Here is a 21,578-nt window from a genome sequence, read left to right on the forward strand (position 1 = left end):
GTCGTTAGACTTATAGATTGACATCTACCGACTAAAATCGCTTAAATAATTTTTACTAACCCATGCTAATATAGGATTACTTCCATTAGATATATAAGAAATAAAAACCCACTGATTATCATCAGATAAACTAATAACTTTCACCTTATCACTTTTTAGTAAATACATCTTACTCTTTTTATTTTCTTTTGGTTCAATATAAAGGTAAGTTTTATCTAATACCGTTGCCTCATTAACTAAATCGTTAGTCCAGTCTACAATTGTATTTTTAATTATTTTTTGCTGATCCGAACCCTTTTTAAATTTTGATATTAATAAATAATAAGCACCGATATTAGAGCGATTAGGTGAATCACATAGCGTTAAATTTTTAATATCTTGAGCCGACCAATCACTATCGACACCACTCTTATTTACCGCCATTTTAGAAGACAAAAAATCAAAACTATCATGATATGAAGATACAATTAAGTCTTTATTCCTATCCCAACTATAACCGCAAACTTCCCCATCGCGATCGCTAACCACACAACCAGTATTCATATCAACAATACTACAATATGCTCTATCGACATATTTTTCCCCACCACTTTGTGTTGGATACATACTCCCATAGATACTATTAATAATGATATAATTTCCTGTGGGAGAAATAACGTTATCGTTAGAATAAGTATAATATCGCCCCCCTTGTGATTTAGTGAAGATATGCTTATCAAGAGATATATCTATTTTACGATTACCTTTAGCAAAAAAAATCCGCCCCCAAGCATCTTTATCTATATTCTTACCTGAAAGTGATTCAGAAAAGATAATTTCATTACCATTGGGAGCGACTAATGTTTTATCTGCCAATAATTCACAAGAAAAAGGAAAAAGTATTATTATCCAGAAAAAATATTTATTTTATTAATCATAAAGATATTAGTCCATACTTTTAAAATATTATAGCCAGAACTATTTTTATAGTCTAATCGTCACCTAAACAAAAAAATGGACCATCTCCTTTTTTATTACAAGGTAACCGATCAGCAATCGCATACAGCTCATCAACAATAATTTTCTTACATAAAATACTATGTTCTTTATCTCTATCAATAGATTTAACACCTAAACTTACTGATTTAATATCATTTTCCAATGAATCTTTTAATGTATATCTATATCCTTTATTGTTAAAAGATATAAATAAATATGATGTAAATGGTCGACTATAGTATTGATATTCAAATGCCAAAAAGTTATTATGCAAAGTTGATGACGGATAAATTATCTCAGGTTTATTCTTATAGCCATAGGTATAAAATAACGAAATAGGCTTTTTCTCTGCATTTAAACCTCCATACAATGAGATGTATTTCCCTTTATCTGTTTCACATAAAAAATAAACTTTATCAAAAACAGGTAGAGAATCGAAATACTCGCCAAGTTGAGTAGCTTGTCCGTAACAAGACAAAACGAACAACATCAATCCACAGAGATATCGATTACAGCCCGCATTACCAGCCAATTCGCGCATAAAGCTTATTAATGAATGATGAGATGGCCGAGTAATTAAGTCGACACTGTTTTGGAGATAGCGGCATTTATCAAATCTCATAATATAGAGTCTATCTTTATCCATTTTCTTATGTTTACACCATTCTGCCGTTTATAATCAATCAATAACCAACTGGATCTATACTCTATGATAGAGACAAGATCACCAGTAATTAAATACATTTTTATTTTATTTTTTTCATTCGGATTATTATATAAAAAAGCTTTATCAATATTTATAACAGCTTTCCCCTCCACACCTTCCGATAAGTTTAAATTAATATTTTTAAATAAACTATTAACTGAAACATTACTAAAATTTAAATTGGCTAGTAGAGCTGAAATTACAGATAAATTCAATGTATTTACCGCTTCATCTCCATATGTTCTAAGTAAAATTATTGTTTCTGATGCTTCTTTTAAATAAAGGTTATTTTTATCTTTTATCAAAATTACAAGATAAGTGATATTGGGATACGAATATGCAATCTCGAAAGAAGTACCACCAGTGCTAGATATATCATAGAAAACACTATTCGAGCGTACATCATTAATCTTTAAAAATGATGTGTTTGATGCAAAAACACGATAGCTATCATTAGCAAAAACTGAAAAAGAAAACAAAAGAATCAAGCATGATAAATATTTTTTCATTATATTAGTTAATCCAACAACATCAAGAGGATATGATTTTAAGCATGATAAACTTTGAATAAATTTATAGCACTACCATAAATTCATTCCTACCTAAGTTTTTTCTGATTAAAGCCATCTTGCTCAATAGTTATTGTGTAATCATTCGATAAAATGAAAATGGGTATTCTTTCTTGGTCTTCATATCAATCCAATAACCACTATATTTTCCATCAGATAAAATCCCATTAAAAACCTCTAACAATTCACCATTTTCTTTATAGGCATTTAATATCAACTCGCCATTATTTAGACGACCTGAGAGACTGATATTCTGTTTAAACTTATCATAGTAATAATAACCATAAGTATCACTAGCTTTAAAATCGAGATGAAGTTTTACTCTTATTTTTTTATTTATTTTCCCTATAAAATTACCTGACTTACTTATGTCAGAACAATTTTCTATACACCCTACATCCTCAAAATCAATATTATTAGAATCTTTTGAATCGAGCGCAATCAATTTTATCAAGTTCGTCTTATTATTAGATAAATGTGATATGAAAAAAATCACATCGTTATTTATATAATCATTATTTATTAAATTAAATTTATTTTTTTTCTTACAATTAGCTAAAAAAACAGAATGAAGTGGTGGCAATGAATTATCAAATGAAGTACCTGATGAATAATCGCAATAATACCCACCCCAGTTTCTTTTCTTTAAATAAACATCAACCTGACTTTCAATGTTAAATACTACTGCATCATCTAAACTATGATCTTTAAATTTAAATCTAATAAAGTTAACACCTCTTCCTGCCCCCCAATACTCTTTTAAAAGAAGATATGAATTATCAATTCGATATAAAGACACCCCTTCCATTGTAGTATTTTGTTCTGGTGATAAAAATATTTTCTTTCCCGTCACTCTTTCCTTTAAATAAACAGGGTAATCATTTATTTCTGATTCAGCACCTTTTTCTAATATCACCTCACAAGATGAGTTGTACTCTTCATAGCATGATATATACTCGAGATTATCCTCAGAAAAAACTAAAAACGGAAGAAAAAATAATGATATAAAATACTTCACTCTACATTACCTCTTTTATTATTTTTTCAAAAAGCATAGCATAATCTTCAAAGTGATTAGCGCGATCAGGAATTCCATCCCTATATCCATTAATAATTAATCTTGCATTAAAATAATCACTTTTCCCCTCACCTAAATATCGCTCAAGTGTATGATCCTCTCTAAAACTCCCATCACGCATTCCTTTCATCATTATTGAAACAGCGGTGTTTATTTCAAGACAAAGATCAGGATTAGTTACAATATCTATGCCAGTCAACCTCATGAACTTTTTATAATTAATTTTCCATGTTAATTGAACTAAACCTCTCCCTCTATATTTATATCCATCACCTACATTAGTATTGTGATTTAATATTGCTCTTCTACGCTTCTTATCAGTTGCTGTTGAACCAGAACCATATTCTCTCTCTGCTTTTTCATATGAAATAATTTCATTAATTGGTTTAAAATAAACCCCATTAGTGAAATCATATGACTCTATTCTTATCGTAGATAACATATATGAAATAAATTTTTCATTAAAAATATCAAAGTAATTATAATATTGATTCTTCATCTCATTTAGAAGTGTTCTTAATGAGTCCTCTGATTTTTTATTTAATGAGGAAATCTTAATTTTCGTATCTCCATCATAGAATCCAAATATTACAGAATGCATTTCTTTATATTTGGTGATAAATTCCTCTATGTCAAACCAATCTCCTATTCTCCCCATTGCCCCCACCAACCCAACCGGATGAAAATGCCACACCTTCCCATCCTCCGGCAAACCAACCTTACCCGCCACATCCTTATACCAAATCAACGCCTTAATCTTATTGCGCATTACATCCCAATGCTGGCTTTGCTGATCCTGCGGGTCGATAACCTTAAACAGCTCTTCCCACTTACTTAACCCTTCATCCGCGTACCATTCGCTTTCATACTTCACCACCAGTCTGGACATTTGCTCTGCCAGCCACGGTTTTGCCAGCGCTTTTTGATATTCATCTACCGTCAATTGACCGTCTTTAGTTCCCTGGCTATCAATAATCTCATGCAGCTTTTGCAGTAGTTCGCCTCTGTCTGCCTGATCGGCACGGATACGCAAATTTTCAATTCTCTGAGGATCGGCATCAGCAGATGATTCGCCCTCTGCCTGATTAACCTCTTTAGCCGCAGCCTGATCGGCGGGCTTACTCTGTTCTTCAATAAATTCAAAGCCCGGCCAGTGCCACGGGGAACAACGAACGACGGTTCCGCCTTCTTTTACCCATCCCTGAATATCTTCCCCCTGCTCGTTACCAGCAGAAACAAACCACCAAACCGTTTGCCCATCGGTGGCTTTATCCTCTTTCTTTATTTGGGATAACGGTAATAAACGCATAAAAGCAACGGTTGGGCTATCAGTCGCCGCCTCTTTTAACGGGAACGCTTTCCAGGCAGGTAAAGCGGCTTCAGTGCTGCTTCTACGCCCCTCTTCATTCAGTTGGTCTCGAGGTATCCAGCAAGCCTCCGCATCTGACAGTGAGAAACTGACGACACGTTGTTCTCCATCTAATTTCTTAACAAAAAAAACGGAACTTGGCATTTTAGCTTTAGCCGCTTCACTCAATCCTGCCTTTGTTGCAAGCCCGTTTTTCTGTGTCGCATCCAGTGCATATTGCCCACTGTTGTATTTCCCTAAGTCCTTTTTATCCACTTCAATAATATATCCAGCTTTCGCCTTAGCCCAACGTCCATCCTTAGGCGAATCTGCTTCCAGCGCCACATCAGCTCCCGCCGGGATCTCGGTATCGGTCGCGGACGGTTGCGCAAGCTGAGTACCCACATCCACTTTTAACAGCGTTTTCTGGTTATCCGCCAGCTTGTCGGCCAGATTCCTACTTTGCGCCACGAATGCGGGTACATCATCAGCGCTGAACACTTCCAAATGAAGAACCGGTTCACCGGTATACTGATTTTCACCACTCTTCACCATATTCTGTGTTCCCGGATAACCCACGATCTCACCTGCCTTTATTACAGCAGGTGGCTCCTGAAACTGAATCTCATCCAGTTTTTCCGGTTCGGTTGAGACAATAGACATATTGGAACTGGCAACCCAACCCGGTAAATTACCGTCCGCATCGGCCTGCAGTGGCGGTATCGTCGAATCCGCCGACTCCAGCGCTGTTATCTTACTGCGAATACCGCTGACTTCCCCCAGCTTAACTTTTTTATCCGGCAACAATAACGCCAGTATTTTCGAGCCATTGGCCGCCGCTTCCCGAATATATTGACCTTTAATCGCTTTGGCCGTGGTATCTTCCGGTGCATCTTTTGCCTTTTCACCAACAAACCAATGGTTGGTTTGTCCCTCAACGGCAATCAGCTCAGGAACATACGAATATCCTTCCGTTGTTCCATCCCATTCAGGGTAGGCTTTACCGCTAATAATTTCTTCCACCTTACGGTACTTCTTGTTAGAGGCTAATTCCTCCCCCAAGCGAAGCACGCTTCCTCTGACAACGACACTGAGCACTTTTTTACTATCAATTTTATTCGTCGTACCCGCCGTTGGTCGTATACGAACCCCAAGCAACTTGTCCGTTTTCTTATCCGCTTTGATCTGATACTGCGACGCACCCCAAAACTGTGGCAGCGTGACCCCTTGCTGTGAATGAGCTTTCCACGGCAGCATATGCATATATAAACTATAGAACGTCAGTGCCGGTCTGGGTGGTGGCGGTGCAGTCTGCTCGCTACTGGCGGGTGCAGTCGCCGGTTCTGTCGATGGCGTTTCTGAAGGGGGTTGCGCCGGAGGCGTAGCTGGCCCCCCCGCCGGAGGCCGTGTTTCTCCCTGAGGCGTTGGGGCTGTGTCAGGTGGCGTTGCCGACATATCCGGCGTGGCTGCCGCGTCAGGTGCAGCCTCAGAAGCTGGAACCTCCTTTGCCGCTGGAGGTTCTGGTGGAAGCTCCAAACGATGACGTATTAATGCAAAACCTGAAGAGAGACAAACCGGTGATTCATCCTGACTAACCTTCACATAGCTATCATTAATCCGCGTCGCCACAACCTCACCATCCGCAAGGTTGTATATCGACATCGTCCACTTCAAGCCAGACGACTGGTCAAAATGAATGCCACCATGCCACACACCATGTAAGCTGATGGGATAAAAACCGCTAGATGCCGCCGCTAATCGCTGATAATAAACCTCAGGCTCTTGAATGATCTTACCGGGATCCGCATCCCCTTCCGCGCTCTCTTCCGTTGGCGTACCGTTCACATTCGCTTTGTCCGGACGTTCTTTAAAAATCAGAGACCACTTTTTTAACGGGGTAAGCTCACTCATAACATATCCTTATCAACAAATTCCTGAGGTTCTAAACTGAAAAGTCAAACTTACTAGATGACGGCGGAGCATAGCGATATTCAACAATAGGCATCGGCTGTCCATCTTTATCCAGCTGCGCCGCCCCCATTTTCTGCAAAGCGATCGCTTTAACTGTCACATTGTTCGGGCACCCTAACTCAATACCCCCACCCGATATTTTGATGTAAGCGCCACCACACACTAATATCAGCTCTTGCCGGGCAGACATAGATACCTTGCTATCAACGCTGGTAATCTCCATATCCTGCTTGGCCGCCAGCTGCATGGCATCATTCTGCGCCTGCACTTCGACTTTGCCCTGATTGGCAAACAGCTTCATCCCTGACTGCTGGGCAAATAAACTAATGGCATCACCCGTCGCTATCGTCAACTTTTTGCCCACACCGATATCCATATGACTGCCAGCAGTAAGATAGACATTATGTGCTGCCGCCAGTTGCATATCCTCACCGCTGGCGATACCAATACCGTCCGGTGCGCTGGCCAGTATCACTCTGGCAGTTAAATCCTTTAGCCGCTGCTCTATCAGCGATTTTTGCGCCTCAATTTCGGCTACCAGCGCTTGAGCCTGTTCCGCTGCGTGGCTCAGCCCCTGCATTCGGGCATGGGCGGCGGCCAGTTGATCCATCGCCGGCGCCATTTCGCTCACCGCACCCTGTGCCGTTGGCTGTCCATCAGCGCTGATAAACAGTCCTTTATCCGCCCGAATCGCCCCCCACTCATCGGTGCGCAGCTCAAATCCTTCTCCCCGCTGTTTACGCTCGCCATCCACCACATGACCGAGATTAAGCTGGGTTTTACCGTATTCGGTGGCAACTTTGATATGTTCTTTGCCGCGCTCATCATCCATCCGCAGCTTATTATTGGCCGGGGTGCGAATAACGTTGCGTTTATGGTTGGTGGCAGTGACTAAATCTGGGTGGCGTGAGTCGTGCATACCGTGAGCGATATACGGCCGATCAGGATTACCTTCGGTAAAGGCGATGGCGACTTCAGTCCCATCGATCAGCGGGAAGTGCATGCCATAAGTTTCACCGGCGTACGGCTTAGCCAGACGCATCCACAGGCTTTCTTCCCCTTTACGCCATGACTCGTTCAGGTCAAAGTCCATCTTCACCCGATAACGTCCCTGCACATCCAGATAGCCGTAAGCGTCATTATCCGGGCTGGTCACCCGAGCCGGCAAGGTGCCGCTAATGATTGGCCAAATTAAACGTTCAGGACGATAAGGGCGTAACACATCATAAGGAATACCGGTAAAGCTGATAACATAAGCCTGCTGACGGTCACCGGTGCTTTCCACTGAAACAATCAGAATACCGCTGCCCGCTTCATCAATCGGGGAGCCGGTCACGGTTAATATCTGCCCCGGAGCCAGATGAGATAAGGTGGTTTTACCGCGAATAGTGATCTGTTCGGTCATAAAGCGCTGATGGTGCAAGCGAGCATACCAAGCCCCTTGCCCCACCGCATCCGGCTCTGCGGAACTGGAGCCACTACTGTCTTCACCTTCGCCGGCCAAACCATTAAGTAGTTCGCCGCCTTTATCCGCTAGTCCTCCCAGCGAACCGCTAACGTTATCTATCGTACCTTTGGCCTGACCCGCGATATTTTGCGTTACTCCGCTAACGCTGGGCATCTCTGCCAAACCATCGGGTAACATATTGCTGAACTGACCCAACAGTTCATCTTGCGTATTACCGCGGGTAATGACTTCGCCTTTATCTCGATAGTGCTCACCGTAAAGGTACTGGCGACCGCGGGTAGTGTTATCTTTCTGAGCACTGTTAACCTCAGACTTCATACCGGTCTGGGCATTGCGATAGTTATAATCCTGAGTTAATACGCTTTGCGGCACGGTCTTGTGGGAAATCGACATATCCCACACCGATTCGACACCGTTATCGTTATTGCCCGAGGGCTGACGATAGGCGGTGGTCGGGCCGTCTTGATATTGTTGTTCTGAATCGCCAAACGCCACCACATCGCAACTATGTTTAGCATGGGTTTCAAAACGGAACCAGATACCGCTGTCCGCCAGCAGACGGCGAATAAAGGCTAAGTCGCTCTCCTGCCATTGGGTGATATATTCTTTAATGGGATAGGTATCGCTGAGCTCAAAGCGGAAATCGACGCCGGTCAGTTCATGATTACGCAGTACCGCCTCCACCACTTGAGGTACGGTCTGGTTCTGGTAGATAGCGCTATTCAGGGTATTGTCTAACAGCACCAGTCGTGGAGATAAAGTAATTTCATAGCGGGCTTCATCGGCAGAGGTGGACAGTTGGCTAAAGGCGGTAACCACACCGTACAACACTCGGGATTCACCCTCACCACCAGTCAGGGAACTGACCATGCCGCCGACAGAAGAGAGCGAGGTCAAACTGGAACCCACTTTACCGGCAATACCGCCAATAGTATTCGCCATATTGCCCAGCTTACCTGCCGCCGAACTGACCTGATTGGCGATACCCAGTCCCTGATTAGCTATCTGACTAACGCTATTAATCGAGAAACCACCCGTTGGCGCATTAAACGCACCACCGATTTTATCGCTGAACATGCCGCCAAAGGCGTTAAAGGCTGACATCAGTTGATTACTAAGCTGACCCGCTACACCACCCAGACTGCTAACGCCCCCCGGCGCCAAAGCAAATACTGCTTTTTCGCTCAGCACCTGCTCCATGGTTAATCCGTGCTGGGCGGTAAACTGAATGACATACTGCCACGGTTCACTCAGGTGCTCTCGACCCTGTACGCTTAATACCGACAGTGAGGTCGATAGCCCATCAATGGCCAGTTGGTAACGGTTCATGCCATTATTCAGCTGTGAGAAACCGCTGGAAACCGCATCTGAACGACCATAGCTACCGCTCAGGCCGTAAGCCTGAAGTTGTTCATCCAGCAGGTCTTTACCTTTTTTTATCAGTTGATCCTTCACTCTATGTCCTTATAGATCATTTGCGATCAATGCAAATTAGGGAACTACAGTTCCTGACGAGTATAACGTGAAGAAATGTTGATTGAGCAATTTGTTGTCAAAAATAAGTTTAATATTTTCATATTAGCGAGACAGAGGAAATAATGCATCCTGTTATAACTACCAGTTTTTTCTAAAATAATTAGGAAACAAATGAATTAAACTTATTGACCAATGTTACTTAGTTGGTAAACCGCTCTGTAACCTTGGCTTCATATCTTATTCATTCGTTAATTTAAAATTGTTTTCTCCCTACAGCACAAATTAATGATAGATTTACTCTCTATCCTCCCTGCTTTTGTCAGCAGTTTGCTGAGTGCACCGATTTGCGGCAGGTTGAACGATTTTATTGACGAGGGAATCTCTTTTGACAACGACGTATAGCCTCTACGGCATTAAAAACTGCGATACCATTAAAAAAGCCCGCCGCTGGCTGGAAGAACATCAAATAACATACCGTTTTCACGATTATCGCGCCGATGGTTTAGATGATGCATTACTACAACGATTAATTGATGGGCTCGGATGGGAAGCGTTATTAAATACCAGAGGCACCACTTGGCGTAAGCTGAGTGATGAACAAAAAGCCGCCGCATCCAATGAAGCTGGTGCTAAAGCGCTAATGCTAGAGCAACCGTCAATTATTAAACGTCCGGTTCTGGAGCAAGGCTCAAATATGCTGCTAGGCTTCTCTACCGATACCTATCAGCAGTTTACCGGCGGAGATAAATAATGTTCTGTCCGGTCATTACCTTAGCCCAACAGTTAATCAAGCGCCCGTCCATTAGCCCGCATGATGAAGGTTGCCAACAAATCATGATCGACCGGTTAAAAACCATCGGCTTTACCGTAGAAGAGATCAACGTTGGCGATACCCTGAATTTTTGGGCCTGGCGCGGCGAGCGTAGCGGTGGTCCAACGTTGGCCTTCGCCGGTCATACCGATGTGGTTCCAACCGGTGATGAGAGCCATTGGCATCAACCGCCGTTTGAACCCACCATTCAGGATGGTTTTCTGTATGGCCGTGGCGCCGCAGACATGAAAGGTTCGCTGGCCGCCATGCTGGTGGCCGCAGAACGCTTTGTCGCCGCGAATCCACACCATAGCGGACGCTTGGCATTCCTTATCACTTCTGATGAAGAGGCCAGCGCCGTTAACGGTACGGTTAAAGTTGTTGAAATGCTGGTCGCTCGTAAAGAAAAAGTGGACTATTGTCTGGTTGGCGAACCTTCCAGTACCGAGCGCGTCGGTGATGTAGTGAAAAATGGCCGCCGTGGGTCGATTACCGCCAATCTAACTATTCACGGTACTCAAGGTCATGTTGCCTATCCTCATTTAGCCGATAACCCGGTTCATCGGGCTACCCCATTTATTAATGAGTTGATCGGCACCGAATGGGATCGCGGTAATGAGTTCTTCCCGGCAACCAGTATGCAAATTGCCAACATCCATGCAGGAACCGGCAGTAACAATATTATTCCTGGCGAATTGTTTATTCAGTTCAACTTCCGCTACAGCACTGAGCTTACCCATGAACAAATCATGCATAAAGTACAGGCTATGCTGGAGCGCCATCAGTTGCGTTATACCATTGAGTGGAACCTTTCGGGTAAACCGTTCTTAACACCGCGCGGTAAGCTGGTCGACGCCGTCAGCCATGCCGTGGAGTATTACGCCGCGGCTACGCCACAGCTGTTAACCACTGGTGGCACGTCTGACGGGCGTTTTATTGCCCAGATGGGCACTCAGGTTGTGGAATTAGGCCCTGTTAATGCCACCATTCATAAAGTTAACGAATGCGTTAAAGCCTCTGACTTGCAGTTACTCAGCCGTATGTATCAAAAAATCATGGAGCAGCTGTTGGTATGATCACCACCGCCATGTTAACGGGTCAAAGCGATGCACACCTGACTCCGCTGTCGGGTAATCATCGACTTCAAGCAGAAGCCGTTCAGGCTTTTCTTGCCATGCAAGCTGCGGCAAAAACCGCAGGATTTAACCTGCAACCGGCCAGTACCTTTCGTGACTTTGCCAGACAGCAAACGATCTGGAATGAAAAATTCAACGGATTGCGCCCGGTGATGGATGCCATGAGCCAACCGCTGGATATCACTGATTTTGACGACCAACAGCGCTGCTGCGCGATTTTACGTTGGTCGGCCATGCCCGGGGCAAGCCGGCACCATTGGGGAACCGATCTGGATATTTACGATCCTGACCTGTTACCCATTGGTCAAAAACTCCAGCTCGAACCTTGGGAATATGAAGAAAACGGCTACTTTTATCCGCTAACTCGCTGGTTAACGGCTAATATGAATACATATGGCTTTTATCGTCCTTTTACCGATGACAAAGGCGGTGTTGCTGCGGAACCCTGGCATCTTAGCTATTATCCGCTGGCACAACAGGCTGAACACATGCTGACACCAGAATTACTGTTATCAGTCTGGAAAGATAAAGACATTGCAGGCTACGCGTGGCTCTCCAGCCACCTTGAGCAAATATTTGAACGCTATATTAGCAACATTGACGGAGTATCATGATGCAATGGCTCGCAGACTACTGGTGGGTAATCCTGATTATTCTGGCAGGCATGATTATTAATGGCATCAAAGCCCTGTATAAAGTGAATTACAATCGCTCACTGCAAGATAATTCTAAACTTCCGCCTCACCGAGATAACAATGCGGCCTGGGACAAAGAGGAAGACGAAGAATGGGATCGCAATAAGAAGAAATAGTTACTCGATACGATCGCTTACTGGTATTTGCGCGTTAACCCAGCGCTGCCAGTAAGTGAATTGTTCAGCATTTAGCGTGAACAGCGCCGTTGAAACTTCACTACGCCACAGCTGAACCAAAGCTTTTCGCCCACTCAATCGTAACTGCTTAACCAACACTTCCGGCATGATTTGCTGTTCCAGCAACTGACGCAAACTGCCACATTCTGCCTGCGGGTGCCGTAACAAGCGATAAAGGGAAACCTGACTGGCTTCCAGCGAACGATGGGCAAAAGCAAAACCGGCTAACTCACGCCAATCCTCAAGGGCTAGCGCTGTCGGCACAATATCATTAACGTGGTGCAACTTAACGCAAGAGAGCAATTGATTGAGCAGAAATTGCCGTTTGGCTCTTTTAGCTAATCGAATTGCTCGCTGGCTAAAAGGCACTATCGCCATGGCTGAATAACAACCGCTGCTGGCTTCTTTATGACTGCCCATATGAATCAACTCAAAACCGCACGCCTGCCAAAATAGCCACAGTTGTTCGGTATAGCCAAAACTGACGGACAGATAGTCCAGCCCACGCCCTTTAGCCTGCTCTATCTGTTGCATAATCATTGAGCGGGCAATGCCCTGCCGACGTAATGAACGGCTAACGGCAATGCGGGTAATTCGGCTTGAGCGCATTTGAGGGGCTAAATATTCCGCAGCATGCGCCGCCAAAGATTGTGCCACTAAATTTCCTCGAGGCCGCCGCCGTCCTGCCCATACTTCTCGGCAAAGTTCTGGCGACAATCCTCCTTCATCCACCAGCCAAAGTGCAGCAATGACCGATTGCTTACCGTCCAGAGCAGCGCTAAAAGAGAGCCCAGGCGCATCAAATAGCCGACGTAAGTCTAACGGACTGGTTCGATAATGCGCGCCGGTGAGTAAACCGTAGAACTGTTTAAGTAGAGCTGGATTCTCTGTTAACGACTGCTGAGTCACATTGACGATCTGTTGTAACTGAGTTGGCCGTTCGCTCAGGCTATTCTCAGCATCCATTAACAATAATTGGCTGATGATTCTTTCCAGCGGATCGTTATCCGCCCAACGAATGGGCTGCTGCAAAGTCAGTAAATTAAGATGAGGTAAATCGGCACAAAACTTTAATAAAAACCCTCGACCACTGCCTTCATAACCTTGAACGGTGGTTGTCATTAATACACGAGGAAAAAACGCCATCAGGCACTCAAGCTGCGGTGTGGGTATCGCTGCGGCTTCATCGATAATTAACCAGTCAACCTGAGTTGGTTTTTCCATCTGGCAGCGGGCAAGCAATTCATCGGGCGCAAAAAACGTCACCCGTCCGGTTGCCCAACGCTGTAAGGTATCAGTGGCGGTTTGAGTCGGTGCCGTTAGCCAGCATTGACCGTCTCCTGACCATCGCGCAGCTAACATCCCCGCCAGGGCAGACTTACCCCGGCCACGATCGGCAATCAAAGCATAGTAGCCGGATTCAACCTGCAACAAACTATCCAGTAAAGCTTGCTGCTGTTTAACCGGAGCACCATCCGGTGGAGCCCATACCTCCTGCCTATCCAGCAGCTTGCCGCTGAATGCCTTACCCTGTTGCCAAAACAGCACGTCATCATCCACCGCTATCTGTTGCTGAAAATGGTGGATAAAATTCGGTGTACTAATAGGATCGGGCGTTTCACACCAGCGTAGACTATCGTTATCCGCGATCTGAGGCCATCGTTGCCAGTCGGGCAATAGCATAACCAACAGGCTACCCGCGGCCAAAGTACCGGACACCGCAGCCAGTGCTTCCGTATTCAGACCTTCTGTCGCATCAAACACCAAATGGCGAAACTCAGCACCTAATAAGGTATTAACCGCACTGAATTTACGCTGTTGATAAGGGTAATCAGATAACGCACCGTCAGACACCCATAGCCAATCACCGTCATATTGACCGGTCATATTCAGCGCCTGTTGCCGACACCATTCCGGCTGTCCACTCAAAATAAACAGTCTACGAACGCCACACTGCTGCATCTGTTTTAAGTAAGGAGCCAAATCAATATTCATGACATGATTGCCGCATTCTAAGCTTCGGAGTTATTAGAAGGCTGATTATAGGCAGGTTGTTCATCAATACCTATAGCGTAAATGTGATAGTAAAATAGCGATTAAATGAGTCCGCTCTTCATCAATACTCAAGTTTTACCAATAATCAGCGATACCACACCCGCAGCAATAAGCGGCCCAACCGGAATACCGCGGAAGAATGCCACACCGATAATGGTGCCAATTAATAAACCCGCAACGATGGTCGGCTGGCTGGTCATCAACGTTACGCCTCGCCCACCCAGCCAAGCCACCGCAATACCGATAACGATCGCCACCAGAGATTGCCAGTTAACAAATACCTGCATCAGCACCGAAGGAGTCATTTTTCCGCTGGCCAGTGGCGACATAACGGCAACCGTTAGGATGGTGATCCCAACCGTTAAGCCATATTTCTGTACCATAGGGAAAGCGGCTTCCAAAGGCGTCAAACGTAGGATCAATAAGACAAGGATCGCAATCGTAACGGTATTGTTATGACTGAGAATCCCTAACCCTGCCAGAACCAGCAGGACAATAAGCGTAGGATCAATACTGGGCATGTGCGAACATTCTCTTGGTTGGAGGAGCGCCGTTATTTTGATAAGTGCCGGATTGAAGCGTTCCGGCGTTTATCATAACGTAAATGACTGAGGGATTATAACTTATCCACGGAGAAGGTATCACACTGCCGGAAGTCACCGCTGTCAAAACCACGCTTAAACCAAGAATAGCGCTGCTCTGACGTTCCATGGGTAAAGCTGTCTGGGATCACTCGACCAGAATTTTGCTTTTGTAGACGATCGTCACCGATGGCGCGAGCGGCATTCAGTGCTTCTTCCATATCGCCCATCTCCAGCACGTTTTGCTTATTCATGCTGTAGCCCCATACGCCGGCAAAACAGTCCGCCTGTAGCTCTTGTTTTACTGACAGTTGATTGACTTCGGCCTGGCTGCGCGCTTTCTGCTGCATGGCCCGTACTTTATCGCCAATTCCCATCAAATTCTGCACGTGATGTCCGACTTCATGGGCAACTACATAAGCTTCAGCAAAGTCACCACCGGCTTTTAATTTGGTTTCCATATCCTGATAAAACGATAAATCAATATAAACGGTTTTATCTAACGGGCAGTAAAAAGGCCCCATCACTGATTGGCCAGTACCGCATCCGGTGCGAGTTGCACCACGATACAACACCAGCTTGGGATCTTGGTAAACGCTGCCCTCTTTCTTAAAAATAGCTGACCAAGTATCTTCTGTTGAAGCCAATATTACAGAAGTGAACTTCGCCATTTCATTATCTTTAGGGGAAACTGACTGAGCCTGTTGCGTTACCGGCGCTCCGCCCCCCGTTAGCAAAGGTGTTAAATCTACCCCGTAATAACCCGCAACCAGCACCACCACCAGTAGTACTAATCCGCCTTTTCCTCTGGGTAGACGAAAACCGCCCCCACCCAGCCCGCGAGGAACACCACCGGACTCTTCACGGCGATCCTCAACGTTATTACTTTCCCGACGACCTTGCCAACGCATAATATTGTCTCTCATCATCAACGGCCCATCATTCAGGCCAGTTTTCGCATTATATAACTTGAGTATATGCAGCAAAACAGAAAACGCTCGTCAGATTACATAGCCATCAGCGATTTGAACCAATCTAATCATGTTATACAACTGATTCAACATAATAGAAAAAGCCGGATTAACCGGCTTTGTATCAAAGACATTCGCTAAACGTAATCGATTGCGTCATCAGTCCAAATTAATACCCAGACGGTGTGCGACCTCTTCATACGCTTCAATCAAACCACCTAGGCTTTGGCGAAAACGGTCTTTGTCCATTTTGTTAAGGGTGGTTTTATCCCACAGGCGGCTGCCGTCCGGAGAGAACTCATCCCCCAGAACCACTTCACCTTTAAACAAACCAAACTCAAGTTTAAAGTCCACCAGAATTAATCCTGCCTCATCAAACAGCTTGCTCAGTACCTGATTAGCTTGATAGCTAAGGGCTTTCATGCGCGCTAAATTAGACTCATTCACCCAACCGAACGTTTGGCAGTAGGATTCATTGATCATCGGGTCGTGCATGGCATCATTCTTCAGGAATAGATCAAACACTGGCGGATTCAGTTCCAAACCCTCTTTAATCCCTAAGCGACGTACCAGCGAACCGGCAGCCCGATTACGAATAACGCATTCCACCGGTACCATATCTAATTTTTTGACCAGCACTTCGGTATCGGAAAGAAGACGTACCATCTGCGTTGGAATACCGGCTTCTTCCAGCTTGCTCATAATAAAATAGTTAAATTTATTGTTTACCATTCCCTTACGGTCAAATTGTTCAATACGTTCGCCATCAAGGGCGGAGGTGTCATTACGAAATTCCAAAACCAGAAGATCTGCATCCTCAGTGGTATAAACGGTTTTTGCCTTACCACGATAAAGTTCGGCGACCTTTTGCATCGTCAGTTTTCTCCGTCGATTTAAAGTGTGATAGTTTTTGTTGAAGCTGAAATAAAAAAAGGGGCGCTAAGCCCCTTTTTACTATTTATTTACTCTCTACTGCGCTCCGGTTAAATGCGGATTGCAGTATGATTACCAAGGCATTGTTTTCATTCTCTTTCAATACCTGGCCTTTTTCAGTACTGAATTGCAGGCTACTGCGGTTATCTAAGTCACCAACCTGTAGTTTGTACTCACCGTTTTTCAAATCTGGATTTGGCACATTCAGCGCCGCCCAGTTAGCATTAGACGATTTGAACTTCACCGTGATGAGACCCTGAGGCTTATTGCGGTCAGTGATTTCCATCCCCATACTTTCCAGTACCGCTGGTAGGCGATCCCAGACATTGGTATACGGAGCACGTACGATCACCACCGGTAAACCGGTGTCATCTTTGGCTGACTGTAGAACAATACTACCGCTGGCCAAGCCGGCTTTCTTGCTGTCTAAATCATGCTGGGTCTTATCCAGAACGCTGGTAATGCTATTTAGCATGCTAATGCTGTAACGCTGCATGCTAGCCGCATCAGTCACCGCTTTATCACCGGCTTTTAGCTCAATCACTTTTACAGAAAGCTGATTTTGGTAGCCCTGAGACTGTACCGCGATTTGATAACGGGCGTCATAGGCAACATTTTCATCGCCACGCTGCCAGTTAATCCAATCAGTAGTCAGCGTTTGGTTAGCGTCTTGACGATCGGCAATCTTGTAATTTTTCTGACCAAGAGCAGCAATCAATTTTGACCAAAGAGCCTGGTTTTGTGCACTGTTCTCTAATGAAAGCGTTGCTGTATTGCCGCTGAACTGTACCCGTGAACCGGTCATCAGAGCCAAAGGCTGAGATGGCGGACGAATATCCAGCGCCAAACCAAGATTCCCCGTAGATACCGCCCGATTATTCACCGCATACTGCGCGTTCTGAACCGGTAATATCATTCCTGCTGGGGCGCGTAATTCCTTTAACGCTGGGGCTTTCAAATAGTCTTCATTGCCATTAACCTGCTGTTTGTACGCTTGATCGTTAGAACACGCTGCCAACAGTACAACAAGTGAGACACCAACTATTTTCTGTAATGAATGAACCATTAATTTTTCCTAAAATTTATAGCAAACCAGCAGACTTCAATGCCTGCTCAACGACCGGCCGGGCAGTTTCTGCCAGCGGAGTCATTGGCAACCGCATAGTATCATCAGCAATTAAGCCTAAACGATAACATGCCCACTTAACCGGGATAGGGTTTGATTCAACAAACAATTTAAAATGCAAAGGCATTATCCGCTGATTAAGACAACGCGCTTCCGTAAAGTTTCCTTGCGCGGCTAATTCACATAACTGTGCAATTTCACGCGCCGCAATATTGGCCGTCACCGAGATCACGCCATGACCACCTAACTGCATAAACTCTAACGATGTAACATCATCACCGCTAAGCAGTTTAAAATCATTGCCGACCAGTGCCTGTAATTGGCTTACCCGACTTAAGTTACCGGTTGCCTCTTTCAAGGCCACAATATTAGGCACTTCCGCTAAACGGGCAACCGTCTCGGGTAACATATCACAGCCGGTACGACCCGGTACATTATAAAGGATTTGTGGCAAATCGGTATGCTCGGCAATCGCTTTAAAATGTTGGAATAAACCTTCCTGAGTCGGTTTATTATAATATGGCGTGACCGACAAACAACCGATGACACCCGTCCCATGTAAATCCTGGGTTAATGAAATCGCCTCAGCCGTCGCATTCGCTCCGGTTCCGGCAATAATCGGCATACGACCGTCGGCTAAATCCAGCGTTAACTTCACCACATCAACATGTTCATGATGATTTAATGTAGCCGATTCCCCAGTAGTGCCTACGGAAACTATCGCGGCAGTGCCGCTAGCAACATGATAATCAATCAGTTTTTTCAAACTGGCGCGGTCCACAGAACCCGTTGAGTCCATTGGCGTAACCAGTGCAACCATACTTCCCGTAAACATAAGCGATTCCCCTTAATAGACATAACAAACATGGTACTTTTGACTAATAGCTAAAAGCAAGCAACAACATCACTCTAACTGCTTGTCTAGGTGATTTTTTTATGTTTACCATAGTATCACCATTTTCAGGCAGGAAATTATAACGTGCCACAACAATCTGAATATTACCTTGTCATTACCGCATTGGGTACCGACCGTCCAGGTATTGTTAATACCATTACCCGACATGTGAGTAGCTGCGGCTGTAATATTGAGGATAGCCGTCTGGCACTACTCGGTGAAGAATTTACTTTTATTATGCTGCTTTCCGGTGGTTGGAGTGCCATGATGCTTCTGGAGTCCACCTTGCCACAAAAAGGCGCAGAATTAGAGCTGCTTATTGTGATGAAACGCACAACTCAGCATCCACGGCCTCCCATGCCGGTGACGATGTGGGTAAAAGTAGAAGTAAAAGATTCACCGCATTTAATTGAACGCTTTACCAACTTATTCGACGCAGCCGAAACCAGTATTGCAGAATTAACGTCAAAAACCAGCGTTTGTGACATAACCAAAGAAGCCAAACTGTATATTGAGATTACGCTGCATAGTGCCTTAACCGGTACAGATAAAATTGTTGAACAAGATTTCTATCGCCTCTGTACAGAATTGAATGCACAAGGCAGTATTAATATCGTTATTAATCCACAGCATGAAAAAAAGGACGGAAACTAGTGATAAACCCATTAAAAGCCGGTGATACCGCCCCTGAATTTACACTCCCGGATCAAGATGGTGAAGATATCAGCCTTAGTGATTTTCAAGGGCAGAGAGTTCTTATCTATTTTTATCCTAAAGCAATGACACCGGGCTGCACCGTGCAGGCCTGTGGACTTCGGGATAATATGGATGACCTGAAAAAATTGGGAGTGGATGTTCTGGGTATCAGTACCGATAAACCCGAAAAGTTATCTCGCTTTGTCGAGAGAGATTTGCTGAATTTTACGCTGCTCTCCGATGAAGAACATAAAGTCTGCGAACTGTTTGGCGTTTGGGGTGAAAAAACCTTTATGGGCAAAACCTATGATGGTATTCACCGCATCAGCTTTTTAGTTGGCACCGATGGAAAAGTTGAAAAAGTCTTTGATGATTTTAAAACCAGTAACCACCACGATATCGTTCTGAACTATCTTAACGGTACAGAGTAGCGGTTAATTTATCAAACAACGGCTATTCCACCAGGGGAAATAGCCGTTGTTTAGTTTATTCTCTAATCCAGATTCTCAGCAATCAAATCATCCGGCCACACATGGATAACCGCCTTGACCAAGGTTGCCAGAGGTATAGCAAAAAAGACGCCCCAAAAACCCCACAGCCCACCAAAAATCACTACCGACAAAATAATCACCAGCGGATGGAGATTAACCGCTTCAGAGAATAAAAACGGCACCAGCAGATTACTGTCCAGCCCTTGAACCACCAGATAGGCAATAATTAACGACCAGAAGTCCGGCCCTACTCCCCATTGAAATAACGCCACCATAAATACCGGTACGGTAACCAATACGGCGCCGATATAGGGAATCAAAACCGAAATGCCCACCAACACAGCCAACAACAAGGAGTAGCGCATATCCATAAACCAAAACACCAAATAGGTTGCGACACCCACGATCACTATCTCCAACACTTTGCCACGAATATAGTTGGTAATTTGTTGATTCATTTCCAGCCAAACTTTGCCAGCTAAACCGCGGTTTCGCGGTAAAACACGGCGCACCGCATAAATCATCTGCTTTTTATCTTTCAGCAGGAAAAATACCATCAGCGGAACCAAAATCAGGTAAATCGCCAGCGTTAATAGCCCCATGAGTGACGCCATGGAATACTTCACTACCGAATCCGCCAGCCCTACCAATTTGAGACGTAAATTCTCAGCGATCAAATCAATAATTCCGGCATCCATTAATTCCGGATAGCGAGCAGGTAAACCGGCGGCAAAATCATGAAAACGATTCAACATATTCGGTAAATCAGTGAGTAAATTGACGCCCTGCTGCCAGGCTGCGGGCATGACAATCAGGAACGTGACGCACATAACGCCGCCAAACAAAATAATCACACCGCTGGCAGCCAATCCTCTGGATAGCCCCATCTGTTGTAATTTATTGGTAGGCCACTCCAGCAAATAAGCCAACACAATCGCCACCAAAAGCGGTGCAAGAATGCCATTAAAAAAATAGATAATGCCAAAACCGCCCACTAATATAATGAGTAGCGCGACGGCCTGAGGATCGGTGAAACGCCGACGATACCAGCGTACCAACATATCCAGCATAGCAACCTCCAAAAGTAAAAAACGGTTGTGCATCGAGATTCAGCAGTTGATATAAGCCCAGTTAAAGCAATATCAAGTACAACATCAATGGCACAAAATACAACATCTGTTGTCTATAAACTGTAGCGATTACGCCGAACGATGATGGCCTGAATTTATTCAGCCTCAGTTACCTGATGCAAGCGCAACTTAACAATGCTAATTTATCGTTAATCTTGATGATTAGCGGCAGTTAAGATAAAACAGCGGCTATAATAGCAATAAAACAAATGCTTTAACGATAAGATTTAACACCCATCAGCGGCGTTGAGAAAACGGGCTAATGCAGGAATAGGGAAGCCATTCTGG

19 protein-coding genes are annotated in these 21,578 nt (G+C 44.5%); 6 read left to right on the top strand and 13 right to left on the bottom strand.

Going from position 1 to position 21,578, the window contains the following annotated elements:
* Window positions 1-24: 24 nt before the first annotated feature.
* The 6 genes from EL341_RS12540 to EL341_RS12565 form a co-directional block, all read right to left on the bottom strand.
* A complete protein-coding gene (locus EL341_RS12540; RefSeq protein WP_126467901.1) occupies window positions 25-855 on the bottom strand; it encodes a hypothetical protein in 831 nt (276 codons plus the stop codon).
* Window positions 856-970: 115 nt separating this feature from the next.
* A complete protein-coding gene (locus EL341_RS12545; protein ID WP_126467903.1) occupies window positions 971-1,624 on the bottom strand; it encodes a hypothetical protein in 654 nt (217 codons plus the stop codon).
* Window positions 1,597-2,193 carry a hypothetical protein gene (locus tag EL341_RS12550; protein WP_126467905.1) on the bottom strand — a complete coding sequence of 199 codons (597 nt, stop codon included), beginning with the start codon at window positions 2,191-2,193 and terminating at the stop codon, window positions 1,597-1,599. Before EL341_RS12550 ends, EL341_RS12545 begins: the two co-directional genes overlap by 28 nt.
* A gap of 130 nt (window positions 2,194-2,323) precedes the next feature.
* Window positions 2,324-3,271, bottom strand: coding sequence for a hypothetical protein (locus EL341_RS12555; RefSeq protein WP_126467907.1), 948 nt, complete (start codon window positions 3,269-3,271; stop codon window positions 2,324-2,326).
* A gap of 1 nt (window position 3,272) precedes the next feature.
* Entirely contained in the window at window positions 3,273-6,590 is a 3,318-nt protein-coding gene (locus EL341_RS12560) for a hypothetical protein (protein ID WP_126467909.1), read from the bottom strand.
* A gap of 31 nt (window positions 6,591-6,621) precedes the next feature.
* On the bottom strand, window positions 6,622-9,573 hold the full coding sequence (locus tag EL341_RS12565; protein WP_126467911.1) for a type VI secretion system Vgr family protein: 2,952 nt from the start codon (window positions 9,571-9,573) through the stop codon (window positions 6,622-6,624).
* Between the two features lie 406 nt (window positions 9,574-9,979).
* On the opposite strand from EL341_RS12565, the gene EL341_RS12570 reads away from it, so the two are divergent.
* The 4 genes from EL341_RS12570 to EL341_RS12585 are packed head-to-tail and all read left to right on the top strand — an operon-like array spanning window position 9,980 to window position 12,352.
* A complete protein-coding gene (locus EL341_RS12570; RefSeq protein ID WP_047781644.1) occupies window positions 9,980-10,345 on the top strand; it encodes an ArsC family reductase in 366 nt (121 codons plus the stop codon).
* Window positions 10,345-11,481 (top strand): succinyl-diaminopimelate desuccinylase, encoded by a 1,137-nt coding sequence (gene dapE / locus EL341_RS12575; protein ID WP_114986928.1) that lies wholly within the window; start codon window positions 10,345-10,347, stop codon window positions 11,479-11,481. The genes EL341_RS12570 and dapE overlap by 1 nt, the downstream gene beginning before the upstream one ends.
* A complete protein-coding gene (locus EL341_RS12580; protein ID WP_074823333.1) occupies window positions 11,478-12,155 on the top strand; it encodes a M15 family metallopeptidase in 678 nt (225 codons plus the stop codon). Before dapE ends, EL341_RS12580 begins: the two co-directional genes overlap by 4 nt.
* Complete coding sequence (locus EL341_RS12585; protein WP_047781647.1) at window positions 12,155-12,352, top strand: YpfN family protein; 198 nt, start codon at window positions 12,155-12,157, stop codon at window positions 12,350-12,352. Before EL341_RS12580 ends, EL341_RS12585 begins: the two co-directional genes overlap by 1 nt.
* Here EL341_RS12585 and EL341_RS12590 read toward each other — a convergent pair whose 3' ends face one another.
* The 6 genes from EL341_RS12590 to dapA form a co-directional block, all read right to left on the bottom strand.
* Window positions 12,353-14,407: a tRNA(Met) cytidine acetyltransferase TmcA gene (locus tag EL341_RS12590; protein ID WP_232036560.1), complete on the bottom strand. Its 2,055-nt coding sequence runs from the start codon at window positions 14,405-14,407 to the stop codon at window positions 12,353-12,355. It abuts the gene before it with no gap.
* Between the two features lie 128 nt (window positions 14,408-14,535).
* Window positions 14,536-14,988 carry a DUF441 domain-containing protein gene (locus tag EL341_RS12595; RefSeq protein ID WP_047781648.1) on the bottom strand — a complete coding sequence of 151 codons (453 nt, stop codon included), beginning with the start codon at window positions 14,986-14,988 and terminating at the stop codon, window positions 14,536-14,538.
* A 95-nt stretch (window positions 14,989-15,083) separates the two neighbouring features.
* A complete protein-coding gene (ypfJ, locus tag EL341_RS12600) occupies window positions 15,084-15,959 on the bottom strand; it encodes a KPN_02809 family neutral zinc metallopeptidase (RefSeq protein WP_126468275.1) in 876 nt (291 codons plus the stop codon).
* A gap of 219 nt (window positions 15,960-16,178) precedes the next feature.
* A complete protein-coding gene (gene purC, locus EL341_RS12605) occupies window positions 16,179-16,892 on the bottom strand; it encodes a phosphoribosylaminoimidazolesuccinocarboxamide synthase (protein WP_074823335.1) in 714 nt (237 codons plus the stop codon).
* Window positions 16,893-16,977: 85 nt separating this feature from the next.
* The gene (bamC, locus tag EL341_RS12610) at window positions 16,978-18,018 is read right to left on the bottom strand and encodes an outer membrane protein assembly factor BamC (protein WP_047781651.1); all 1,041 of its coding nucleotides are present in this window, start codon (window positions 18,016-18,018) and stop codon (window positions 16,978-16,980) included.
* 16 nt (window positions 18,019-18,034) lie between these two features.
* Entirely contained in the window at window positions 18,035-18,913 is an 879-nt protein-coding gene (gene dapA / locus EL341_RS12615; protein WP_047781652.1) for a 4-hydroxy-tetrahydrodipicolinate synthase, read from the bottom strand.
* A gap of 144 nt (window positions 18,914-19,057) precedes the next feature.
* On the opposite strand from dapA, the gene EL341_RS12620 reads away from it, so the two are divergent.
* A complete protein-coding gene (locus EL341_RS12620; protein ID WP_126467913.1) occupies window positions 19,058-19,627 on the top strand; it encodes a glycine cleavage system transcriptional repressor in 570 nt (189 codons plus the stop codon).
* 2 nt (window positions 19,628-19,629) lie between these two features.
* A complete protein-coding gene (gene bcp / locus EL341_RS12625; protein ID WP_047782730.1) occupies window positions 19,630-20,100 on the top strand; it encodes a thioredoxin-dependent thiol peroxidase in 471 nt (156 codons plus the stop codon).
* 62 nt (window positions 20,101-20,162) lie between these two features.
* Here bcp and EL341_RS12630 read toward each other — a convergent pair whose 3' ends face one another.
* Complete coding sequence (locus tag EL341_RS12630; RefSeq protein ID WP_047781654.1) at window positions 20,163-21,230, bottom strand: AI-2E family transporter; 1,068 nt, start codon at window positions 21,228-21,230, stop codon at window positions 20,163-20,165.
* Window positions 21,231-21,578 lie beyond the last annotated feature (348 nt).

The organism is Pragia fontium (genome assembly GCF_900638655.1).
Classification (GTDB): domain Bacteria; phylum Pseudomonadota; class Gammaproteobacteria; order Enterobacterales; family Enterobacteriaceae; genus Pragia; species Pragia fontium.